This window comes from Lachnobacterium bovis (assembly GCF_900111325.1).
GTDB lineage: Bacteria > Bacillota > Clostridia > Lachnospirales > Lachnospiraceae > Roseburia > Roseburia bovis_A.
Genome location: NZ_FOGW01000007.1, coordinates 68,213 through 87,850, shown reverse-complemented (window position 1 = coordinate 87,850; position 19,638 = coordinate 68,213). Strand labels below are relative to the sequence as shown.

The 19,638-nt window shown below is 29.4% G+C and carries 14 protein-coding genes and 1 riboswitch; of the genes, 4 read left to right on the top strand and 10 right to left on the bottom strand.

All coding sequences use genetic code 11. The features are described 5' to 3' along the window. The first annotated feature begins 625 nt into the window (after positions 1–625). From BMY79_RS03730 to BMY79_RS03720, 3 genes are all read left to right on the top strand, one after another. On the top strand, positions 626–2,542 hold the full coding sequence (locus BMY79_RS03730; protein WP_177176421.1) for an ATP-binding protein: 1,917 nt from the start codon (positions 626–628) through the stop codon (positions 2,540–2,542). Between the two features lies 1 nt (position 2,543). Further along, a complete protein-coding gene (locus BMY79_RS03725; protein WP_022748810.1) occupies positions 2,544–3,302 on the top strand; it encodes a response regulator in 759 nt (252 codons plus the stop codon). Between the two features lie 277 nt (positions 3,303–3,579). Continuing rightward, positions 3,580–4,488: an N-acetylmuramoyl-L-alanine amidase gene (locus tag BMY79_RS03720; RefSeq protein ID WP_074730433.1), complete on the top strand. Its 909-nt coding sequence runs from the start codon at positions 3,580–3,582 to the stop codon at positions 4,486–4,488. A gap of 26 nt (positions 4,489–4,514) precedes the next feature. Here BMY79_RS03720 and thiD read toward each other — a convergent pair whose 3' ends face one another. Then, complete coding sequence (gene thiD / locus BMY79_RS12495) at positions 4,515–6,020, bottom strand: bifunctional hydroxymethylpyrimidine kinase/phosphomethylpyrimidine kinase (RefSeq protein ID WP_083383456.1); 1,506 nt, start codon at positions 6,018–6,020, stop codon at positions 4,515–4,517. 24 nt (positions 6,021–6,044) lie between these two features. After that, a riboswitch (TPP riboswitch) is annotated at positions 6,045–6,149 on the bottom strand. Positions 6,150–6,278: 129 nt separating this feature from the next. On the opposite strand from thiD, the gene ymfI reads away from it, so the two are divergent. After that, positions 6,279–7,010: an elongation factor P 5-aminopentanone reductase gene (gene ymfI, locus BMY79_RS03710; RefSeq protein ID WP_022748805.1), complete on the top strand. Its 732-nt coding sequence runs from the start codon at positions 6,279–6,281 to the stop codon at positions 7,008–7,010. Positions 7,011–7,101: 91 nt separating this feature from the next. On the opposite strand, the gene BMY79_RS03705 is transcribed toward ymfI, so the two are convergent. From BMY79_RS03705 to BMY79_RS03665, 9 genes are all read right to left on the bottom strand, one after another. Further along, positions 7,102–9,483: an ABC transporter permease gene (locus tag BMY79_RS03705; protein ID WP_074730432.1), complete on the bottom strand. Its 2,382-nt coding sequence runs from the start codon at positions 9,481–9,483 to the stop codon at positions 7,102–7,104. A gap of 1 nt (position 9,484) precedes the next feature. Beyond that, entirely contained in the window at positions 9,485–10,240 is a 756-nt protein-coding gene (locus BMY79_RS03700) for an ABC transporter ATP-binding protein (protein WP_022748802.1), read from the bottom strand. A gap of 95 nt (positions 10,241–10,335) precedes the next feature. After that, positions 10,336–11,577 carry a sensor histidine kinase gene (locus tag BMY79_RS03695; protein ID WP_051532746.1) on the bottom strand — a complete coding sequence of 414 codons (1,242 nt, stop codon included), beginning with the start codon at positions 11,575–11,577 and terminating at the stop codon, positions 10,336–10,338. Continuing rightward, on the bottom strand, positions 11,562–12,311 hold the full coding sequence (locus BMY79_RS03690; RefSeq protein WP_074730431.1) for a response regulator transcription factor: 750 nt from the start codon (positions 12,309–12,311) through the stop codon (positions 11,562–11,564). Before BMY79_RS03690 ends, BMY79_RS03695 begins: the two co-directional genes overlap by 16 nt. 299 nt (positions 12,312–12,610) lie before the next feature. Continuing rightward, positions 12,611–14,725 carry a glycogen debranching protein GlgX gene (gene glgX / locus BMY79_RS03685; protein ID WP_027429986.1) on the bottom strand — a complete coding sequence of 705 codons (2,115 nt, stop codon included), beginning with the start codon at positions 14,723–14,725 and terminating at the stop codon, positions 12,611–12,613. Between the two features lie 343 nt (positions 14,726–15,068). Beyond that, the gene (locus BMY79_RS03680) at positions 15,069–15,869 is read right to left on the bottom strand and encodes a class I SAM-dependent methyltransferase (RefSeq protein WP_027421588.1); all 801 of its coding nucleotides are present in this window, start codon (positions 15,867–15,869) and stop codon (positions 15,069–15,071) included. Positions 15,870–16,002: 133 nt separating this feature from the next. Then, positions 16,003–16,188: a hypothetical protein gene (locus tag BMY79_RS03675; RefSeq protein WP_022748795.1), complete on the bottom strand. Its 186-nt coding sequence runs from the start codon at positions 16,186–16,188 to the stop codon at positions 16,003–16,005. A 58-nt stretch (positions 16,189–16,246) separates the two neighbouring features. Continuing rightward, positions 16,247–17,887 (bottom strand): GGDEF domain-containing protein, encoded by a 1,641-nt coding sequence (locus BMY79_RS03670; RefSeq protein ID WP_022748793.1) that lies wholly within the window; start codon positions 17,885–17,887, stop codon positions 16,247–16,249. 34 nt (positions 17,888–17,921) lie between these two features. Continuing rightward, positions 17,922–19,625, bottom strand: a complete 1,704-nt coding sequence (locus BMY79_RS03665; RefSeq protein ID WP_074730430.1) for an ATP-binding cassette domain-containing protein — start codon at positions 19,623–19,625, stop codon at positions 17,922–17,924. Positions 19,626–19,638 lie beyond the last annotated feature (13 nt).

Below are 19,638 nucleotides of genomic sequence, written 5' to 3'. Positions count from 1 at the left end.
GAAATTATTTTTAGAATTTTCGGCATGCCTTTACAATATAATCTTATTAATATTTTTATATTTAAGATATAATGCAACTTCAAAATCAAGCGCTTTTTATAGAAAATTGGTATATTATGTTATTTACGCAACCAGCTTTGATATTGCAAGCACTATAATAATATCTAATTTCAAGCAAATAAATTACGGACTTGCCCTAATAATGTACTGTTTGCAACATGTTCTGATGATTTTTGTATCATATTATCTCTCATCATACACTGAGACTTATTTATATGGAACCCAGACAGCGTTTACTCTACATACCTTTAATAGAATTTTATTATATTGGATACTAACCATTCTTTTATTCTTCATAGTTGTTAGCTTATTTTTTTCATATCATCCACTTGATAATAATTTCCTGCCTCCAGTTTTTGCGCGTTGGATAGAAACCATAATTCCACTTTATTATACTTCCTATTCGATGGGACTAATTATTTTCAACTGGCACAAATATAATCATACTATTTTTGTGACTATTTTAGTATCTTATACAATCTTTTTCATTGGATTGTTACTTGAAATCTTTTTGGGTAATATTTTAAGGATTGGATATTTAGGCCTTTCTGTAGGTTTATATATATTGTTTTTTTCAGTCGAATTTCCAGACTACAACCGCATGATTTTAACTTTGAATGAACTAGAAAAAGCAAAAAAAGAAGCAAACCTTGCAAATGAAGCAAAAACAACTTTTTTGTCTAATATGTCTCACGAAATCAGGACCCCACTTAATGCTATACTCGGCCTTGATGAAATCATTATTAGACAAAGTAATGACCCTGAAATTCACAAATATGCCATGAACATTCACAATGCTGGCCAATCTCTTTTGAGTATTATTAATGATATCTTAGATTTTTCAAAAATAGAAGCTCAAAAATTAGAAATTTTACCAGGAGAATATGCTCTTAGTTCGATTATTAATGATTTAAACAATATGATTATGCCAAAAGTCAAAGAAAAAAATTTAACCTATAAAATTGAAATTGATTCAGATATTCCAAGTGTTTTATACGGTGATAGCGTTAGAATCAAACAAATTTTGCTTAATCTTTTAACTAATGCTGTTAAATATACTCCTTCTGGAGAAATACTTTTTTCTATAAAAATTCTTGAACGAGATGGAATCACTACAACTCTTCTTTTCTCTGTAAAAGATACTGGAATGGGAATGAAAAAAAGTGATATGGATAAACTTTTTTCACCTTTTGAACGTCTTGAGGAAAAAAGAAATAAAACAATTGAAGGCAGTGGACTTGGTATAACAATTGTTTCAAAATTACTTGCACTTATGAATTCTTCCCTTGAAGTAAAAAGTGTCTACAATGAGGGAAGTGAATTCTCATTTAAATTAACACAAAGAATCATTGATCCTGAAGCTATCGGCAATTCCTACATTGATTATGATGGCACAAAAACAGATATTTACCAAATTCAAATTCAAGCTCCAACAGCAACTATTCTAGCTGTTGACGATACTGAAATGAACTTAATTGTCTTTAAAGGCTTATTAAAAAACACTAGAATGAAAATTGATACAGCCTTAAGTGGACTAGAAATGCTATCTATGATTACCAAAAAACATTATGATTTAATTTTTATTGATCACAGAATGCCAATAATGGATGGTGTTGAAGCTTTACATCAAATGAGTACTTTTCCACATTTATGTAAAGATACTCCGTGTATAGCTTTAACCGCAAATGTTATACAAGGTGCAAAAGAACAATATATTAGCGAAGGATTTGTTGATTATCTTTCTAAGCCTATAAATTCTGCTCGCCTAGAAAACGTTATTGTTCAAAACTTGAATAAATCTATGATTTTACATCCAAATGATATTGGATACATAACTTGTGAAAAAATTTCTGACAGCAATCTAAATCAACATGAAAATACCACCGATAGAATAAGTAAGATATATGAGAATATTATTGATGGTATTTCATTTGATGAGGCTCAAAAGAATTGTGGAACAGTTGAATTGTGGCTAGAAAGTGCTAAAACTTTTTATAAAACAATACCTTCTATCTCTTCAGAATTAAAAAATTATATAGAAAAAGAAGATATAGAAAATTATACTATCAAAGTTCATGCACTAAAAAGTTCTGCCCGACTCATAGGTGCAATGGAGCTTTCTCATAAAGCTTTAGCTTTAGAAAATTACGGAAACAATGGAGATTGGGAAAAAATAAAAGAACTTTCTCCAAGTATGCTAAAAGAATTAGAGAGTTATACTACTAAACTATCTGCACTTTGTCCTGAAATTGATGAATCAGTTAAGGAAAAGATTTCTCTAAAAGATTTAAATAATGCCTATAAAGATATTTTAGAGTGTATAGAGGTGTTTGATTTTACACTTGCAGAAAGTATTTTTAATTCCTTAGAAAAATACAAACTACCTGACGGAGAAGAGGAATTTTTTAAAAAGCTCTCTGATTGCATTTTATTTTTAAAACGTGATGAAGCAATAAAAATACTAATTGATAGGAAGTATTAAAATGGCACGAAAAATCCTTATTTTATGTGATTCAAAAAGCTTTATGCTTAATGCTTTAGTCAGTGAATTGTCGACTAAAGGATATGAATTTAATATAAAAGACCTAACTTTAAGAAGCCTCATGGATATGGAAGAAGAAAATCTCTTGCCTAAAACTTGTTTAGTTTACTTAAAGGAACTTGATGATTTTACCATAGCAGCTCTAAAATATTTGTCTGATTTATATGATTCTCATCATATAAAGATAATACTATTAGGTAGTAAAAATGATTTAGAAGATGCTTTTTTTATCATCCCCAAAAACAAGATTGCACGAGCTTTTGTTAGGCCAATCAATGTCATCGATCTTGAGCATGAATTAGATAAAATCTATGAAGCTCAAGCAGAAGATTCAAAAACAAAGAAAATATTAATTATTGACGACGACGTTTCTATGCTTCGATCGATGAGAAACTTATTATCACAGCGTTATCAGACTTTTATCTTAAGTTCTGGTAAGGATGCAATTACATTTTTAAAAAATATACCTGTCAACTTAATCTTATTAGATTATGAAATGCCGGAAATGTCTGGCCCAGAAGTTTTTGCTATCCTAAAGGAGAATGCATTGACCAAATCTATTCCGGTTATGTTTTTGACAGCTAAACAAGATTCTGAAAGCGTCAAAACGGCGGTGGCATTCAAGCCCGAAAAATATCTTTTAAAATCTCTCCCGCCGGATACAATTCTTTCTACTATTGACGCATTTTTAAATAAATAAGATTAAATCTATTCAAACAAAATGATTTAATCGAACCAATTCACTAATATAGCAGTTCTAGCTATTTGGTGAACATATTTTATGGTTTGTGCTGATTGTGCTTTGATTGTTTGGCATGGTCAGCACAAACTTTTTTTGTAAAAACTAATTTTCCTCTTTTCCTTGTATTAAATACGTAAATTCATTAAAATAAAGATTAGAGCATTTATAATAACTCCACATTAAAAAGATAAATATACATTTAAATAAATTATCATATTACATTCTAGGAGGTAACATGGAAAAAAGGAAGCTCACACGCAGCGAATATATAAAAATCAAAAAACGCCGTCAACAAAAAAGAAAAATATTACGCGCGGGTGTTTATACTGTTTATTATGGATTTTGGACAATACTTATTGCCCTTATTTTTTACTTTTCATATTCTTTTATAACATCTAAATTCAAAAAAGACTCAACTTCAATTGGTTCAAAAAACAAAGACATCGTAATGTATAATTACGATTCTTATGACACAGATAATACCGTTGTTGCAAGTACTACAAACGATGCCTCAAATAAAAATACAAGTGTATCTCCTAATGTTACAGATAATAAGCCACGCAAACAAGATTTTGTAGATGATGGAAAATTAATCGTTTGTATCGATGCTGGACACGGCGGCAAAGACATTGGATGTAACTCCAAAAAAAGGAACGAAAAAAATGACACTTTAAAAATAGCACTTGAAGTTCAAAAATATCTCAAATCAAAAAAAGTAAAGGTTATTTTAACTCGTTCTAATGATTATTTTATAAGTTTACAAAAACGTGTAGATATTTGTTCTGAAAAAAAATGTGATTATTTTATTTCAATTCACAGAAATTGTGGTAATGGTTCTGGCTATGAAACATGGACTTCTAGTGATGCAAATGAAGAATCTAAATATCTTGCAAATAGCATTCATAGCGGCTTAGTTGATATTGGAATCAGTAAAGATCGTGGTGTAAAAAGCGGTTCGCAAAAAAGTTCTAAGGAAGATTACTTCGTTCTTAGAAACACCACTACACCTGCATGCTTATTAGAACTTGGTTTTTTAAATAACTATAATGACAATAAATATTTTGATAGTAACAAGAAAAAATATTCTAAAGCAATTGGTGATGCAATAATTGATACATATAACCAGTATCACGAAAAAAAATAACCTTTTAAAAATATTTAAATTTCAAATTATTCACTCACAAAATGTGCCATAGGTCCACTACCTAATCCTAAATCAAGATTAGCACCTATGGCCTTTTCTATATATTTTTTTGCTAAAATTATGGCCTCCTTTAATTCACATCCTTTCGCTAAATTAGATGCTATAGCACTAGAAAGTGTACAGCCAGTTCCGTGCGTATTTGAGTTATTTATTTTTCTTCCCTTTATCCAATTCGAATTTCCATTTTTTTCATATAGGAAATCATTTGCACTGTTTATACAATGTCCGCCTTTTATAAGCGTTGCACATTTATATTTTTGTGTTATTATTTTTGCAGCCTTTTCCATATCTTTTTCATTTTTTATTTTTAAATTCGATAAAATTTCCGCTTCGGGAATATTAGGAGTTAAAACAGTAGCTAATGGATATAATAAATTTTGAGCACTCTTTATTGTTTTATTATCTGTTAAATTTGCGCCACTTGTTGCGACCATAACTGGATCTATGACAATATTTTTTGCTTCATATTTTGTTAGTTTCTCATATGTTACCTTAACTAAATCCTCCCTTGCTATCATTCCAATTTTAATCGCATCTGGATAAATATCTGTAAAAATGCTCTCTAATTGACTATCTAAAAGTTCTTTTGATACATTTTCTATTTTAAAAACTCCTTTTGTATTTTGAGCTGTTATAGCTGTTATAGCACTCATTCCATAAACTTTATTTGCATTAAATGTTTTTAAATCAGCTTGTATTCCTGCTCCACCACTCGAATCACTCCCTGCTATAGTCAATGCTGTTTTAGTTTTTCTATTTAATTGCTTTGTTATATTTTTTAATTCTTCTACAGCTTCTTTAATATTTTCTGCCGAAAAAATTTCTTTCACAACAGCTAAACCACAGACATTAGTTCCAATAAGATTCATTCCGTTATTTTTATTTATTCCACCAATCGCTACTACAGGAATCTCTACAGTACTTGCTATTTTTTTTATTTGTGAATGCTCAATTATATATGTATCTTTTTTAGTATCCGTTTTAAAAGCTGCTCCAACACCTAGATAATCTGCTCCATTTAATTGTGCTTCAAGCGCTTGTTCAACTGTCTTTGCCGTCACTCCAATAATTTTATGATTACCGAGTATTTCTCTTGCCTTTTTAGGTGACATATCTTTTTGACCTAAATGTACACCATCAGCATCAATTTCTTTCGCCAATAAAACATCATCGTCAATTATAAATAAAACATTTTTCTGTCTGCATATTTCTAACAATTCTCGCGCTTCCTTCTTTTTTTGAACATAAGATTTTTTTTTCTCACGATATTGAATCATCGTTACACCATATTCAATTGCTTTACTAACTTGGGAATTCAACGAATTCGTAGCGGTCACCCACGAACTATCTGTAATTGCATATAAATTTAATTTACTAGATAAATCCTCTTTTAGATTATTATTTAGACATTTTTTATTTACGAACTCTAACTTATAATTATTTTGCTTAGCTCTTTCTATAAACGCTTTCATTTTCTCCTCATTTCTATCTACGAGAGCTCACGCAACATTTTTCCCTACGTTGGCATTATCCAAATCAGGTTATCGGTCGAAGATAATTTCTTCCTCTCAGCCCGCCTACGAGCTCCCGTAAAATTATTTTTTTTCATTTTAATTCATTTTAAAAATATTATCAATTATTCTATTGTATTTTTTATAATACATATTATTTTTTTAGGTGAAAAAATATGGTATATTATTCATATATTTCTAAATGATTGGAGAAATAATATGTCAAAAATTGCATTAATTACAGGCGCCTCAAGAGGAATTGGCGCTGCACTTGCGCGCGAATTTGCACAAACTGGATATAATTTAAGCCTCTGCTGTCGAAATTCGAAAGAGGATCTTTTTGCTTTAAAAAAACAACTTGAAGAGACTTATCATGTAGAAGTCATGACTTCAATTGGCGATATTGGAGAGTTTTCTTTTGTAGAAAATATGATATCTGAAACACTACAGCACTTTGGTCACATAAATGTTTTAGTGAACAATGCCGGAATTTCACATATAGGATTATTATCAGATATGTCTGTAGAAGAGTGGAATACTATCCTGAATATTAACCTTTCTTCTGCTTTTTATACTTCAAAACTTGTCATTCCTAACATGTTAAAGTTAGGATCCGGAAAAATTATAAATATCTCTTCCGTTTGGGGAAATGTAGGCGCTTCCTGCGAAGTTGCTTATTCCGCTTGTAAAGGTGGAATTAACTCTTTCACAAAGGCTCTTGGCAAGGAACTTGCTCCAAGTAATATTCAGGTAAATGCTATAGCTTGTGGATGTATTGATACTTCCATGAATGCTTGTTTTAGTGAAGAAGAACGCCAAGAATTAGCTGATGAAATACCAGCTGGACGATTCGGACAACCCGAAGAAGTTGCCAAACTTGCTCTACAACTTGTAGATGGAAATAATTATTTAACTAGTCAAATTATCACATTAGATGGTGGATGGATTTAGTTTTAAAAATAAAAGGTTGGAAGTTTGATACTCCCCTCGCAAATAGACAAGGGCATATCTGTTTTAAAAATTATACTTCCAACCTTTTTTATTAATTTTCTCCGTATTTTACTAACATATCTATTGGATTTGCTTTTCTTATTCTAAATGAAGTTATTGTAGCACTTATTATTGCACAAATTGTGATAATTGAAATTGTAAGTATCACTCCCTCTATTCCAAATTCCATTTTAACCGTTTTCATTCCAAATGATGACATTCCAATTATTAATAAATTGCATGCTATTGGTTTAGAAACTATTGCACCTATAAATGCCCCAACTAAAATTATAGGAATATTAGACATTACCATTTGTGCCATTAATTTTTTTGAAGAAAAACCTAATGCCTTATTAAGCCCTAAATTTTTCCATTCCATAACAACCTTAGAATGTATTAATAACCCCTCTACAAACATAACTATAAATGCTGTAATAATTGAAATTGCAATACTTATTTTACTTAGAACATTTCTTACAACATCCATTGTCTCACTAGCCAATTTTTCATAATTATCTATTTTATTTTTTCCTTCAGGATAGATTTTTAAAACTTCTTTTTTCATATTTTGAAAATTTTTTCCATCCTCTGCATAGATATCATAAAAAACTTCTTCTTTCCATTTTTTCTCAACAGGATTCAAACGTTCAAAAGCGTTTTTATTCATCATAACAGTTCTTCCCATATTGTTTATCTGCTGATATATTCCTGTAACGATGAAAATCTTTTTTTTACCTGCTTTTGTTAATCCTACTTCGATAGCATCACCTGATTTTATATTTAAATCATCTGCAAGACCTCCTGCAACTATTATTTCATTTGGATATTTACTCAAACGGCCTTCTATTAAATTGCAATATCTTAATTCTGATAAATCCTTATAAACAGAAGTCGTAATAACTCTCCCTTTTTCCCCATTTTTGTAATAGCAAGTAGCATTTTCATATTTTGCATTCATTGCTTTTACATATTTCATTTTCTTAAGTTTTTCTCCTAATGCTTCATTTCCATAAACACCTATAGTACCGCTTTCCGTTCCTGAAAACTCAAAAATTTTTTCTTGATTATTTCCAAAATTATAATAAATTCCATATGCTGTTTGCATTATAATTGCTGTAATGGCCATCATCAAAAAAATAGCAAGTGATTTTTTCCACGATGAGAAAATACTTTTTAAAGAAAGCGCTAAATTAATTGGTAATCTTGTTGCTGTTAATGGGAAAAAGTTTTTCTTGTAATTATGAGTATTGATACCACCTCTTAATGCTGTTAAAACCGTTATCTTTTTGAATTTTCCTGAACTTATATAGGCTACAGCACATGAAAATAAAATAATAAAAAGCGAAACAATAAACATATTTATAAAATTCAACCCTTGATTCCACTCTAAACCTAGAACATTCTCTACTAACTTTCCTGCTCGTTTATAAACAACTTTTCCTATTGTTGAACCTATTATTGTTCCAAATAAAGTAACCAATCCAATTTCATATACAACCACTCCTCTAAGTGTCGATATTTTATAACCAGATGCCATTAAGAGTCCAAAGTCTCTCATATTTTTTTCAATAAAATTTCTAATAGCAAATGATATTACTAAGGTTGAAATCACAAATATCATTATTGAAAATACTAACAATATTCCTAGTGCCATATTTGGCATAAACATGCATCCACCTTTCATGCCACTATACCAACCAATTGCTTCTGTTACTAATTTTTGTGAATCAACAACTCCACCTGTTTCTTTAGTTACTTTATCAACAATATCATCTTCAACTTTATCGTTATAATATTGCGGATATAATGTCGCATTAAATTTTACCTGTGATATAACATCCTTTATCTTACTAAATTCATCCATCATCTTATCTGAAGCATAAATAGTATATAACGTAACATTTAGCGGCGTCGCATACATTGGATCTTGAACATATCCAACAACTTTTAAATCATACTTTACACCATAAAATTTAAGTTGAAGAATCGAACCCACTTTATAATCTGAATGCAAATAATAAGGTATTAATATCTCATTGTCCTTATATTTATTAGGGTATTTATAAGTTTTATTAATGTTTCTTTTTTCGTTGTAGGATTGAACCGTAAATGTAAAATCACGCCATGTTGAACTAGATTTTGCTTTATGTTTTGCATTAATCAACAACCTTCTAGATACATCATACGCCTTAATTCTATTATCTTTTTCAATAATTTTTTGAGTAACAGCTTTAGCATTTTTATTTATCGATATAGTAATATCTGCACCATTTATCTCTTCAAAATGACTTTCAACAACTTTCGACATATTAAATAACATAGCTATACTAACTGACATAAGCATTGTTGAAATCAACACTAATGTCAAAAATACAATAACATCAACCTTTTGTTTTTTTATGTTGGATTTAATTAAACATATTTGTGCAAACATATTACCACCCCATTTCTTCTAAGAAATGATTTAGTTTCTTATTTACACTTTTTTCACGTTTTGAATATTTTCCTAACTCAATAGTATCTTTTATAATTCCATCTTCTAAATACATTACTCTATCGCCTCTTCGTGCTGCCTCAACACTATGTGTTACCATTACAATTGTCTGGCCTTTTTCATTCATATCTGTAAGAATATCTAGAAGTTTTTCTGTATTATCCGAATTTAATGCTCCTGTTGGTTCATCTGCAAAAAGTACCTGTGGTTCATTTATAATTCCCCTAACAACGGCAACTCTTTGCTTTTGACCTCCTGAAAGTTGACTAGGAAATTTATTAAAATCCTCTTCTTTTATACCTACATGTAATAAAAGCGTTTTGACTTTTTGAACTAATTTTTTTCTATTTTTATGCGTTAAAAGTCCACACACCATCACATTATCTAAAACAGTCAATGTATCATTTAAAAAATTTTGTTGAAAAACAAAACCGGTATTTTTTCCTCTAAAAACACATAATTTTGCATCTGAGTAATTTTGTATTTCTGTCCCATCATATATTATTTTTCCTAAAGTTATACGATCCATTCCGGATAAGGAATACAATAACGTCGATTTTCCCGATCCTGAATTTCCCATTATCACTAAGAATTCACCTTTATGTATTTCTAAATTCAAATTTTTTAAAACGTGTTGTTGTACCGAATTATTTGAAAATGTTTTGCATAAATCTTTTGCTATAATCAACTCCGACATAATGACCTCCTAAAAATTCGCTATATTTTTCCTTGATTTATATTTATACTACAGCAAATTTTTATAAAAATCTTTACCTTAAACTTGCATATTTCTTAACTATTTCTTAACTGTTTTTTTATGTGAAGCACCACTACAAAGCCCTTATCACAATAAATTTCTACACCACCATTTTGTTTTTCCATAAAATATTTTACAAGATACATTCCGAGCCCAGCACCTGTATCTTTAGAATTTCTAGCATTAGATCCTCTATAATATTTTTGTGTCAAAAGTGGTAGTTCTTCTTCAGAAACTCCTTTTCCAAAATCTCTTATTGTCATAACGAGTTCTGTTTCATTTTCTTCATACTTAACTTTTACAACAGTATTTGCGTATTTATAAGAATTATATATTATGTTAGTTATAACCTGCTCCATTCTTAATTCATCCATATAAATCAAACACTCTGTCACTTGATTTTCTTCTTCAATCGTTCCAAAAATTCGAAGCTCTTCTAAAAAATATGAAAGCTTTCTTGAATCCACTAATTCTGGATTAACTTCTAATTCCTCTAATTCTTCTAAAGTTGCATGAAAAAGATTATTTATTAGCTCATTTATAGTGTCACTCTTTTTTTCAATAGTTTGAAGTTTTTCTAATTTTTTAGGATCATCTTCTTTAATAAGTAAAAGTTCTGTAACAGCCTTTATTGTTGAGATTGGCGTTTTAATATCATGACTCAATTCAGCTACTAATTCTTTTTTAGCCACATTAGCCTCATATTCTTTCTGCTTTGCTTTTTTTAATTCTTCTCTCATAATATCAAAACCTTCTGTAACCTTGCCAAAATAATTATATTTATGCCTAGGTAATTTTATATCTAAATTTAATTTTGCTATTTCTCCTGTATATTTTTGTATCTCATTATATTGTTGTAATATTCCTTTATTAATAAAAAAATACACACTCACAAACAATCCTGAAATAATTGTCCACATAATAAGTACTTTTTTTATTAATTCTTCTTTAAATTTTTTAAATTTTTCATGATTATTAAACCAAATAACTGTACCTCTTGTGCTTTTATTTGGCTCAAATTCCATTACAAAATCATTATTCTTATATGCTTTATATAATTCTTTTTCATAAGTTTCATCCTTTTTCAAAATGATTTTATACGATTTATTATCCGTAATTTTCTTAGTCTTCTCATAATCTTCTGTGACCTTATAATAACGTTCATTTATATATGACAAATTCACCTGTGGTTCATCATATTGAAACAACGTAACACAAATATATATAAATGAAACTATTATTGTAAGAAAAATAATTGTATCTAATCGTTTTCCCATATGTCTAATTTATACCCCGTTCCCCATATTGTTTTTATAAGCTGTGGTCTACTCGGGTCGTTTTCTATTTTTTCTCTTAATCTCCTGATATGAACATTTAATGTACTATCACTATAGAATCCATCTTGCCAAACAGTCTCAAACAGTTCTTCTTTTGTTACAATTTCACCTCTATGGTTATACAGTTCTTGCAACAAAGCAAATTCTCTAGCCTTTAAATATATTTTCTTTCCTTTATATATAATAGTAAAATTTCTATTATCTAATTTTATTATGTTTTCTTCTTCCGAAACTAGCATATAATTACTGTTTTTATCCGTTTTATTATAATTTATTTTTTCATCAGTACACTCTTTTTCATTATTATTTAATTCAAGACGTCTTAAAGTAGCCTTAACTTTCGCCATAAGTACGCTTAACGAATATGGCTTTTTCACATAATCATCGCCTCCAGAACTTAAAGCTACTAAAATATCATCATCCTTTTGTCTTGCACTTATAAATATTATTGGTAAATCATATTTTTCTCTGATTTTTCTGCAAATATCTATCCCATTTTCATTTTTTAAATTTATATCTAAAAGTAAAATACTGACTTGATTTTTCTCTAAAAATTTAAAACAATCTTTTCCCTCTTCAACAAAAGCCGATTTTATATCAAACATATTAAAATACTCTGACGTTGCTTCTGCTAATTCACGTTCATCTTCAACAATTAAACACTGATATATCATCGTGTTTTCCTCCTCGCAATATTTTTTAGTGCCTTATCTAATCCATTTAAAATTATATTCTCTAATATGATTTTAACATATTACTTATTATATTTCAGCATTTTTACCTATTTTGGGATCGAGCACATTTTTTTGCTAAATCTAGTTCTTATTTTTTAAAAATTTTTTTAATTTTCAAAAAAAACCTCATTTCTAGGCCTTGCCACTTCTTAAAACATTAGTATCAAAAACTAATACTTTAAAATCTGACACATTAGCCTAGCAATGAGGTTTAATATTTTTGCTATTATTACTATATATTAAATTTTATCGCCTTTTAAAATAATTACTGTTCTAGCTGGTACTCTGATTGTATTTGGTCCGTAAATCTCAGTAAAAGCTTGTGCATCAATACCATCTTTATATTCACAAAATGTATTAACTTCTACTCTCCATTCGAACGTATATGGTAATTCTGGCAACTGCATAGTAAGTGGCTCCCAGTATGTATTAATTGCCACAAAAACAATATCATCTTTCGTATCCTCTTCATCACGCCCCGCATACATTACACCAATCATATGGGTATCATAATCAGTTTGTGCCTTATATGGATAACCGTTATGTATACTAATCTCTGGTAAAGAAGATTTTGATGGTCTAGTCGTTTTTCTGAGTACTGGATGATCTTTTCTAAATTTAATCATAAACCTTACAAAATCATGTATTTCTCCAAACTCTTCTAATCGATTCCAATCTAACCATGAAACAATATTATCCTGGCAATACGCATTATTATTACCAAACTGAGTATTACAAAATTCATCTCCTGCAAAAAACATCGCAGGTCCTCTACTACATAATAATGTTGCAAATGCATTCTTAATCAATCTAAGTCTAAGCCCCTGAATAACCGGATTGTTCGTTTCACCTTCTACTCCACAATTCCAACTATTGCCGTTATTATCGCCATCTGTATTATCCCAACCATTTTTCTCATTATGTTTCATATTATAAGAATATAAATCATAAAGAGTAAATCCATCGTGACAAGTTAAAAAGTTTACAGAAGCGCTATTTCCACGGTATTTTGGATCATATAAGTCCTTAGAACCTGTAATTCTATTAATTGCATCCTGAGCTGTTCCTGCATCTCCTTTTAAAAATCTTCTCATGTCATCTCTATATTTTCCGTTCCACTCAGCCCATCTACTCCACGAAGGGAAACTACCAACTTGATATAATCCTCCAGCATCCCAAGCTTCTGCAATTAATTTTACTTTTCCTAGTACAGCATCAAATGCCATTTCCTCTAATATTGGAGGATTAGCCATTGGTGCACCATTTTGATCTCTACTTAAAATTGATGCCAAGTCAAATCTAAATCCATCAACTCTATATTCAACAACCCAATGTCTCAAGCAATCAATAATAAAACGTCTTACAATTGGATGATTACAGTTCAATACATTACCACAACCACTAAAGTTGTAATAATATCCGTCAGGTGTCAACATATAATAAACATCATTATCTATTCCCTTAAATGAAAAACAAGGTCCCTGTTCATTTCCCTCTGCAGTATGGTTAAATACAACATCAAGGATTACTTCTATTCCATTTTTCTTTAAGTCATATATTAATCGTTTTAATTCTTCGCCCTCATGATTGTGTTCTCTTTTATATGCATAACTTGTATTTGGTGCAAAAAAACATACCGTATTATAGCCCCAATAATTATATAATTGAGTACCATCAACAACTCTTGCACTTTCCATTTCATCAAATTCAAAAACTGGCATAAGCTCTATTGCATTAATACCTAAGTCTTTCAAATATGGTATTTTTTCTCTAATTCCCTGAAATGTACCTTTAGCATGAACACCTGAAGATTTATCTTTTGTGAACCCCCTAACATGCATTTCATAAATAACTAAATCTTCAAAAGGTAACTCCAATTGTTTTACATCTCGCCAGTCAAAATTATTTTTTACAACACGCGCTTTATACGTGAATGGCTTACCACCATCTTCTGACTCGCCCCAATTTCTTTGACCTGTTACAGCCTTAGCATATGGATCAAGCAAAACTTTACTTGAATCAAAAATCTTACCTATTTCCGGTTGATATGGTCCATCAAATTTATAAGCATATTCAAATTCGTCAATTTTTAATCCATACACTAACATTGAATACGTGTTACCTATATGACAGTTCTGTGGAAACAAAAGCTCAGCATAAGGCTCACTCTCTCTTGGTTTAAAAAGTAATAATGTACAACTAGTTGCACCATGAGAATTAATCGTAAAGCTTACCCCAAATGGAGTTTCCGTTGCTCCTAACATTCTATAATAGCCTGGTCTTACCATGTAGCCTGAGACCTCTTTTAAAGGTGGTAATTTACCATCTTTACCATATAATTGAACTGCTGCCATATCCATTTCATAATAGCCTACTAGAGCATCTGCCATGTCATGACTTTCATCACTTTCACCTTTTTCCTTTTTCGGTCTAATGGTATTAACAAGTCTATTATCTTTCCAAAACATGGAAAACCTCCTTGAAATTAATATACTTATTACTTATATAGCCTACAACAATGTAAACAAACATTTTTTGGCGGCATCTATCTATACCCTACATATTATTTATCGACATTTTTTTCAATATCTTTTCTTATTTCAAGTCTAACACAACGAAAATTTTACTTCAATTTGCTAATTTGCCATATTTTTCGTGTAATACAAACAATTTTTGTGAAAATTTTGCTCTATTTTTTTATTTTTCTACACTTAAAATATCTAGTGTATGAGCTCCTGCTCCTAATAAATCTTTTCTCTCACATGTAGCTAATTGATACTGAATAACCTGATCAACCTCGTCTTCTGTTAATTTATTTAAATATTGACGTAAAACGTTAGTCGAGCCATCTGGAGATAAAATTAAGTCACGCTTTAATTTTGTTTGCTCATTTAATTCATCGATATCTTCAAGTCTTACATAACTATATAATTCATTTGCATTTTCTTTACAATGAAAAGTTTTGTCTAATTTACCAGAAGCTATGCTCTCCCCTAGATGTCCCTCTTTTATTCCAAAAAATAAAACTGCATAGTCATTCATAACATAAGACACAAAAATATTTGCACCATTTTTTGATACTCTTTTTGCCTCATTTAACGCTTGAATTTTTTCTTCTTTTTTTAATAAATGATACATTGGTCCTAATACAAGAACTATATCGAAATAATTATCTTCGTATTTCTTTAATTTTAAAGCGTTTCCTAAAATTGCCTTAACGCTACTTCCTTTTGACTTTAGAACACCTAAATTATGTTTTACTAGTTCTATAGCATGTACATCATAGCCTTCCTCAGATAATGGAATGCAGTATCGTCCTGTACCAGCACCAACTTCAAGAATTTTTAATTCTTCTTTTTTCATATTGTTCTTCTTTAAATACTCATCTATGTACTTGTGAATATATGTCATCGAAACTTCGTATTCTATTCTTCCATAACGCGAATTAAGTCTCTTATCTTCATTGAATTTATTGTAATACTCTTCTAAGTGTGTCATATCGTTTCTTTTCTCCTATTCTAAAAAATTAGATTCTTCTACAACGTCACATGTTCTTTATTATAATACATATTCCGTTTAGTGTATATTTTTTTCTAAAACCACATTAAAAAAAGGACCCTACGGTCCTTTTTTATTTAACTATCTCATATAACCCGAATGAATTAATTTCGACACTCATTCCGATTTCTAAACCTAACGGAAGCTTGTATTTTGGTACATTTCTTAGGTCCTTGTCATTTGCTAAATTTACTATTTGAATATCTTTTAATCCAATACTAGTAACTTTGTAAATAATCTTATCTTCTTTTTGTTGCATAAAATAACACCTACTACTCTGTCTCAAATTTTGTCTCTTTACTAGTTTAACAAATTTTTCATTCTACTTCAAGCGGTCCATTTTTGTTTTTTAATCTTCGCTTATTCTTGTACATCATAGCATCAGCTCTATCTCTTGTATCCTCTAAACTATTGTCTATGTTCTTATCAAAGATAGCATAACCAATGGCTATATTCATAATTATAGCCGGTTCTGTACGATTATACATTTCTTGTAAAAGTTTAATTGTATTAATATATTTACTAATTGGCATATCTAATTTATTTGTTATAATAGTGCAAAACTCATCTCCACCAATTCTATAACTTTCACCAACTTCATTAAAAACTTTATCAATAATCTTAGCCGCTTCTATGATGTATGTATCACCCTCAAGATGCCCAAAAACATCATTTGTTTTTTTTAAATCATTTAAATCATAGGTAATTATTGCAACATTAATTTTTCTTTGACGTTCTCTCATCCATCGTTCATAGGAATTTCTGTTTTTTAATCCTGTAAGAACATCTTTTTCAGCTAAATTATAATAGTACTCAAGTCTCTGCTTTTCATCTAATAACTTTGATCTATTTCCTGCGAGTTTGCCCCATATAATTGAACTTACAATAATAATCATTGTAATCGCATACATATAAGTATCAAATCTAACAAAATAATATATAATGATTATACTAATTATACTTAAAAACAACCCAATAATTTCAACAACAGCCCCTATACTATGCCTCTGATGCCGCATATTTTGTTTAATCGTAATAATTCCCGTATACATCAAATCTACTATCACGATAAGGCAAAGCATATGAGTTACAATAACACTTTGATGTAATTCAAAAATACCAGCTAGTTGAAATAACAATGAAAAAATTATATTTAAAATATATCCAATTCCAACCACAAAATGAACTACTTTATTATGCCTATTATAGTATTTACTAAAAAAAATCAATAATGGATATGGTATAAGCATTATAATTAAATAGCTTGTAAAATAACGTGCCACACTATTTCTATAAAACATCGTAACAATATGTGACTCATTCACCGCCCATATTCCTAATAATACGAGTACAATTCCACAATACATTGCGCCATCACTTTGATCTAATTCCACCGTAGCAAAAGCAAAATTAGCACAAATATACAAGCCAATTATTATAACAATAATTGAAACCATCAATTCTAAAAAATATTTTTCTAATAGAGTCTTTATCGTCAATGATTTATCCCCTATAAGAAAATGTATATTTTTTATATTATTAATTCTAGTTTCATATTTCGTATAAATATAAACATCATTCATTATATCATTTCTAATAATGACTTGATTCCATACGTTTCCAGTTGTTTCGCCATATTTTGAATTAACTTTATGACAACTATATATTTTTTCTCCGTCAACATACGCATCAACTTCTAATCTATTAGTAAAAAAAGAAATCATTTTACCTTTTTTCAGTATCTCATCTCTATCAAAAACATATAATGTTTTTAATCCATCCATTTTAACTACCTTTTTAGGCTTAATGACTTCAATTTTTTGTTTTTCATCATTTAGATTAAATTCTTGATTATATTTAAGGAAATTAGAAGCTATCATAAGGAAGAAAATTATAGATACTATAATTACTTCTATCCAATAGAAAATTTTTCTAGTTCTATTACTAATCTTCTTCATAGACCATCCCCCCAAGTTAAAAACTTAAAGTCTTTTATCTAATTTCAGTCATTTTCTCTGTTATTTCTTCTAATTCATCACAAAGTTTTTTTGCTTTTGAAAATTCATCTTTCAATAAATGCTGTTCAATTCGTCTTTCAACTTCTTTTTTCTTTTGCTCAAGTAATAAATAATCTTTATTAAAATGCTTTGAATAAATCATTTTTCTAAATGCTCTATTACTCATTTGACGAATAGAATTATTCTCTACTAATAACACTCTATCTGCTAAAGTTGCAATAGTATAAAAATCATGCGAAACAAAAAGAACTGCTCCATTATATTCTTTTAAAGCCTTTTCTAATGATTCTTGCGCATAAATATCTAAGTGACTTGTTGGCTCATCTAATATTAAAACATTTGGTTTCTTAGATGTAACTTCTTTCACCTGATACATATTTTTTTCTCCACCAGACATTTTTTTGTCTTCAGAAGTCTCTTCTAAATCGTCTCTTGTTTGTGACAAAATAGAAATACTAGCATTAGGTGAAAATTCAATCTTTCCAGTAAAATTCTTGTTATCTACATTTTCTGACAGTTTCTCTGCAACAGAATCATTTGCCACTTTCATAATACGATTTAAAAGTGTAGTTTTACCTGTTCCGTTAGCTCCAACAATTGCGACTTTTTCTCTTCCTTTTATATCGAATTCAACTTTTTCTAATAATTTTTCTTCAAATTCAACTCCAAAATCTGAGACCTTGATTGCAATATCTTCTTCTTCTAATGAATCAGAAGGTTCAATTTGAATATCATATACAGGAGTCTCTAAAAATGGTGACTTAATCTTATTCATCTTAAGTCTTTCTAAATAGCTAACTCTTGCTTTCAATTGGCGTCCACGAGATGCCGAATCAATAACGGTTGCAGTTGCTCTTAACTTTTTAACCATTTGCTCATTTTTTTCGATTTCTTCATCCTGTTGTTTCTCAATTTGTCTATTTTCTAACTTAGTTTCTAATCTCATTAAGTTATATTCTATAAAATTACCGATAAACTGTTGAACTTCGCAGTTTTCAATCTGAAGAATCTGATTAAAACAATGATTTAATAGGAATCTGTTATGTGTTATAACAAGCATTGTTTTAGGATATGTTTTTATTAATTCAACTAAACCATTTAAATTTTTAAAATCTAAAAAGACATCTGGTTCATCCATAATTAACAAATCTGGTTTCATAAGCATTGCCTTTATAACTTGAACAAGCTTAAATTCTCCACCTGAAATATCCTTAATAGGTAAATCACACTTTTCAAATAAATCAGCATCCTTTAATGCTTTATAAATATTAGTAGAAGCATGTTCTCCATCTAATGCTAAAAACTCATCTAATAAACTTTGATATTTTTCGAATAATTCATCCATGTTTTCAGCTTCAGCCATCATAGCACATGTATCTTCTGTCTCTTTTAATAATTTAACAAAATATTCATTTAAATATTCAAAAACAGTAGTATTACACGCTTTATCATGTACTTCAAATTGTTTTACATAACCTATTCTTTTGTTTTCTAAACCTGTTATTTTTCCGTCGTATAAATACTTTTTTGGATCTAACATCATATCAATTAATGTTGTTTTTCCTGTACCATTACTTCCAATAAATACGCAATGCATTCCTTCTTCTATTTCAAATGAAACATCTTTATATAATTCTTTATCTGGAAAAGAATATGATAAATTCTCAACTTTAATCATTTTTTATACCTTT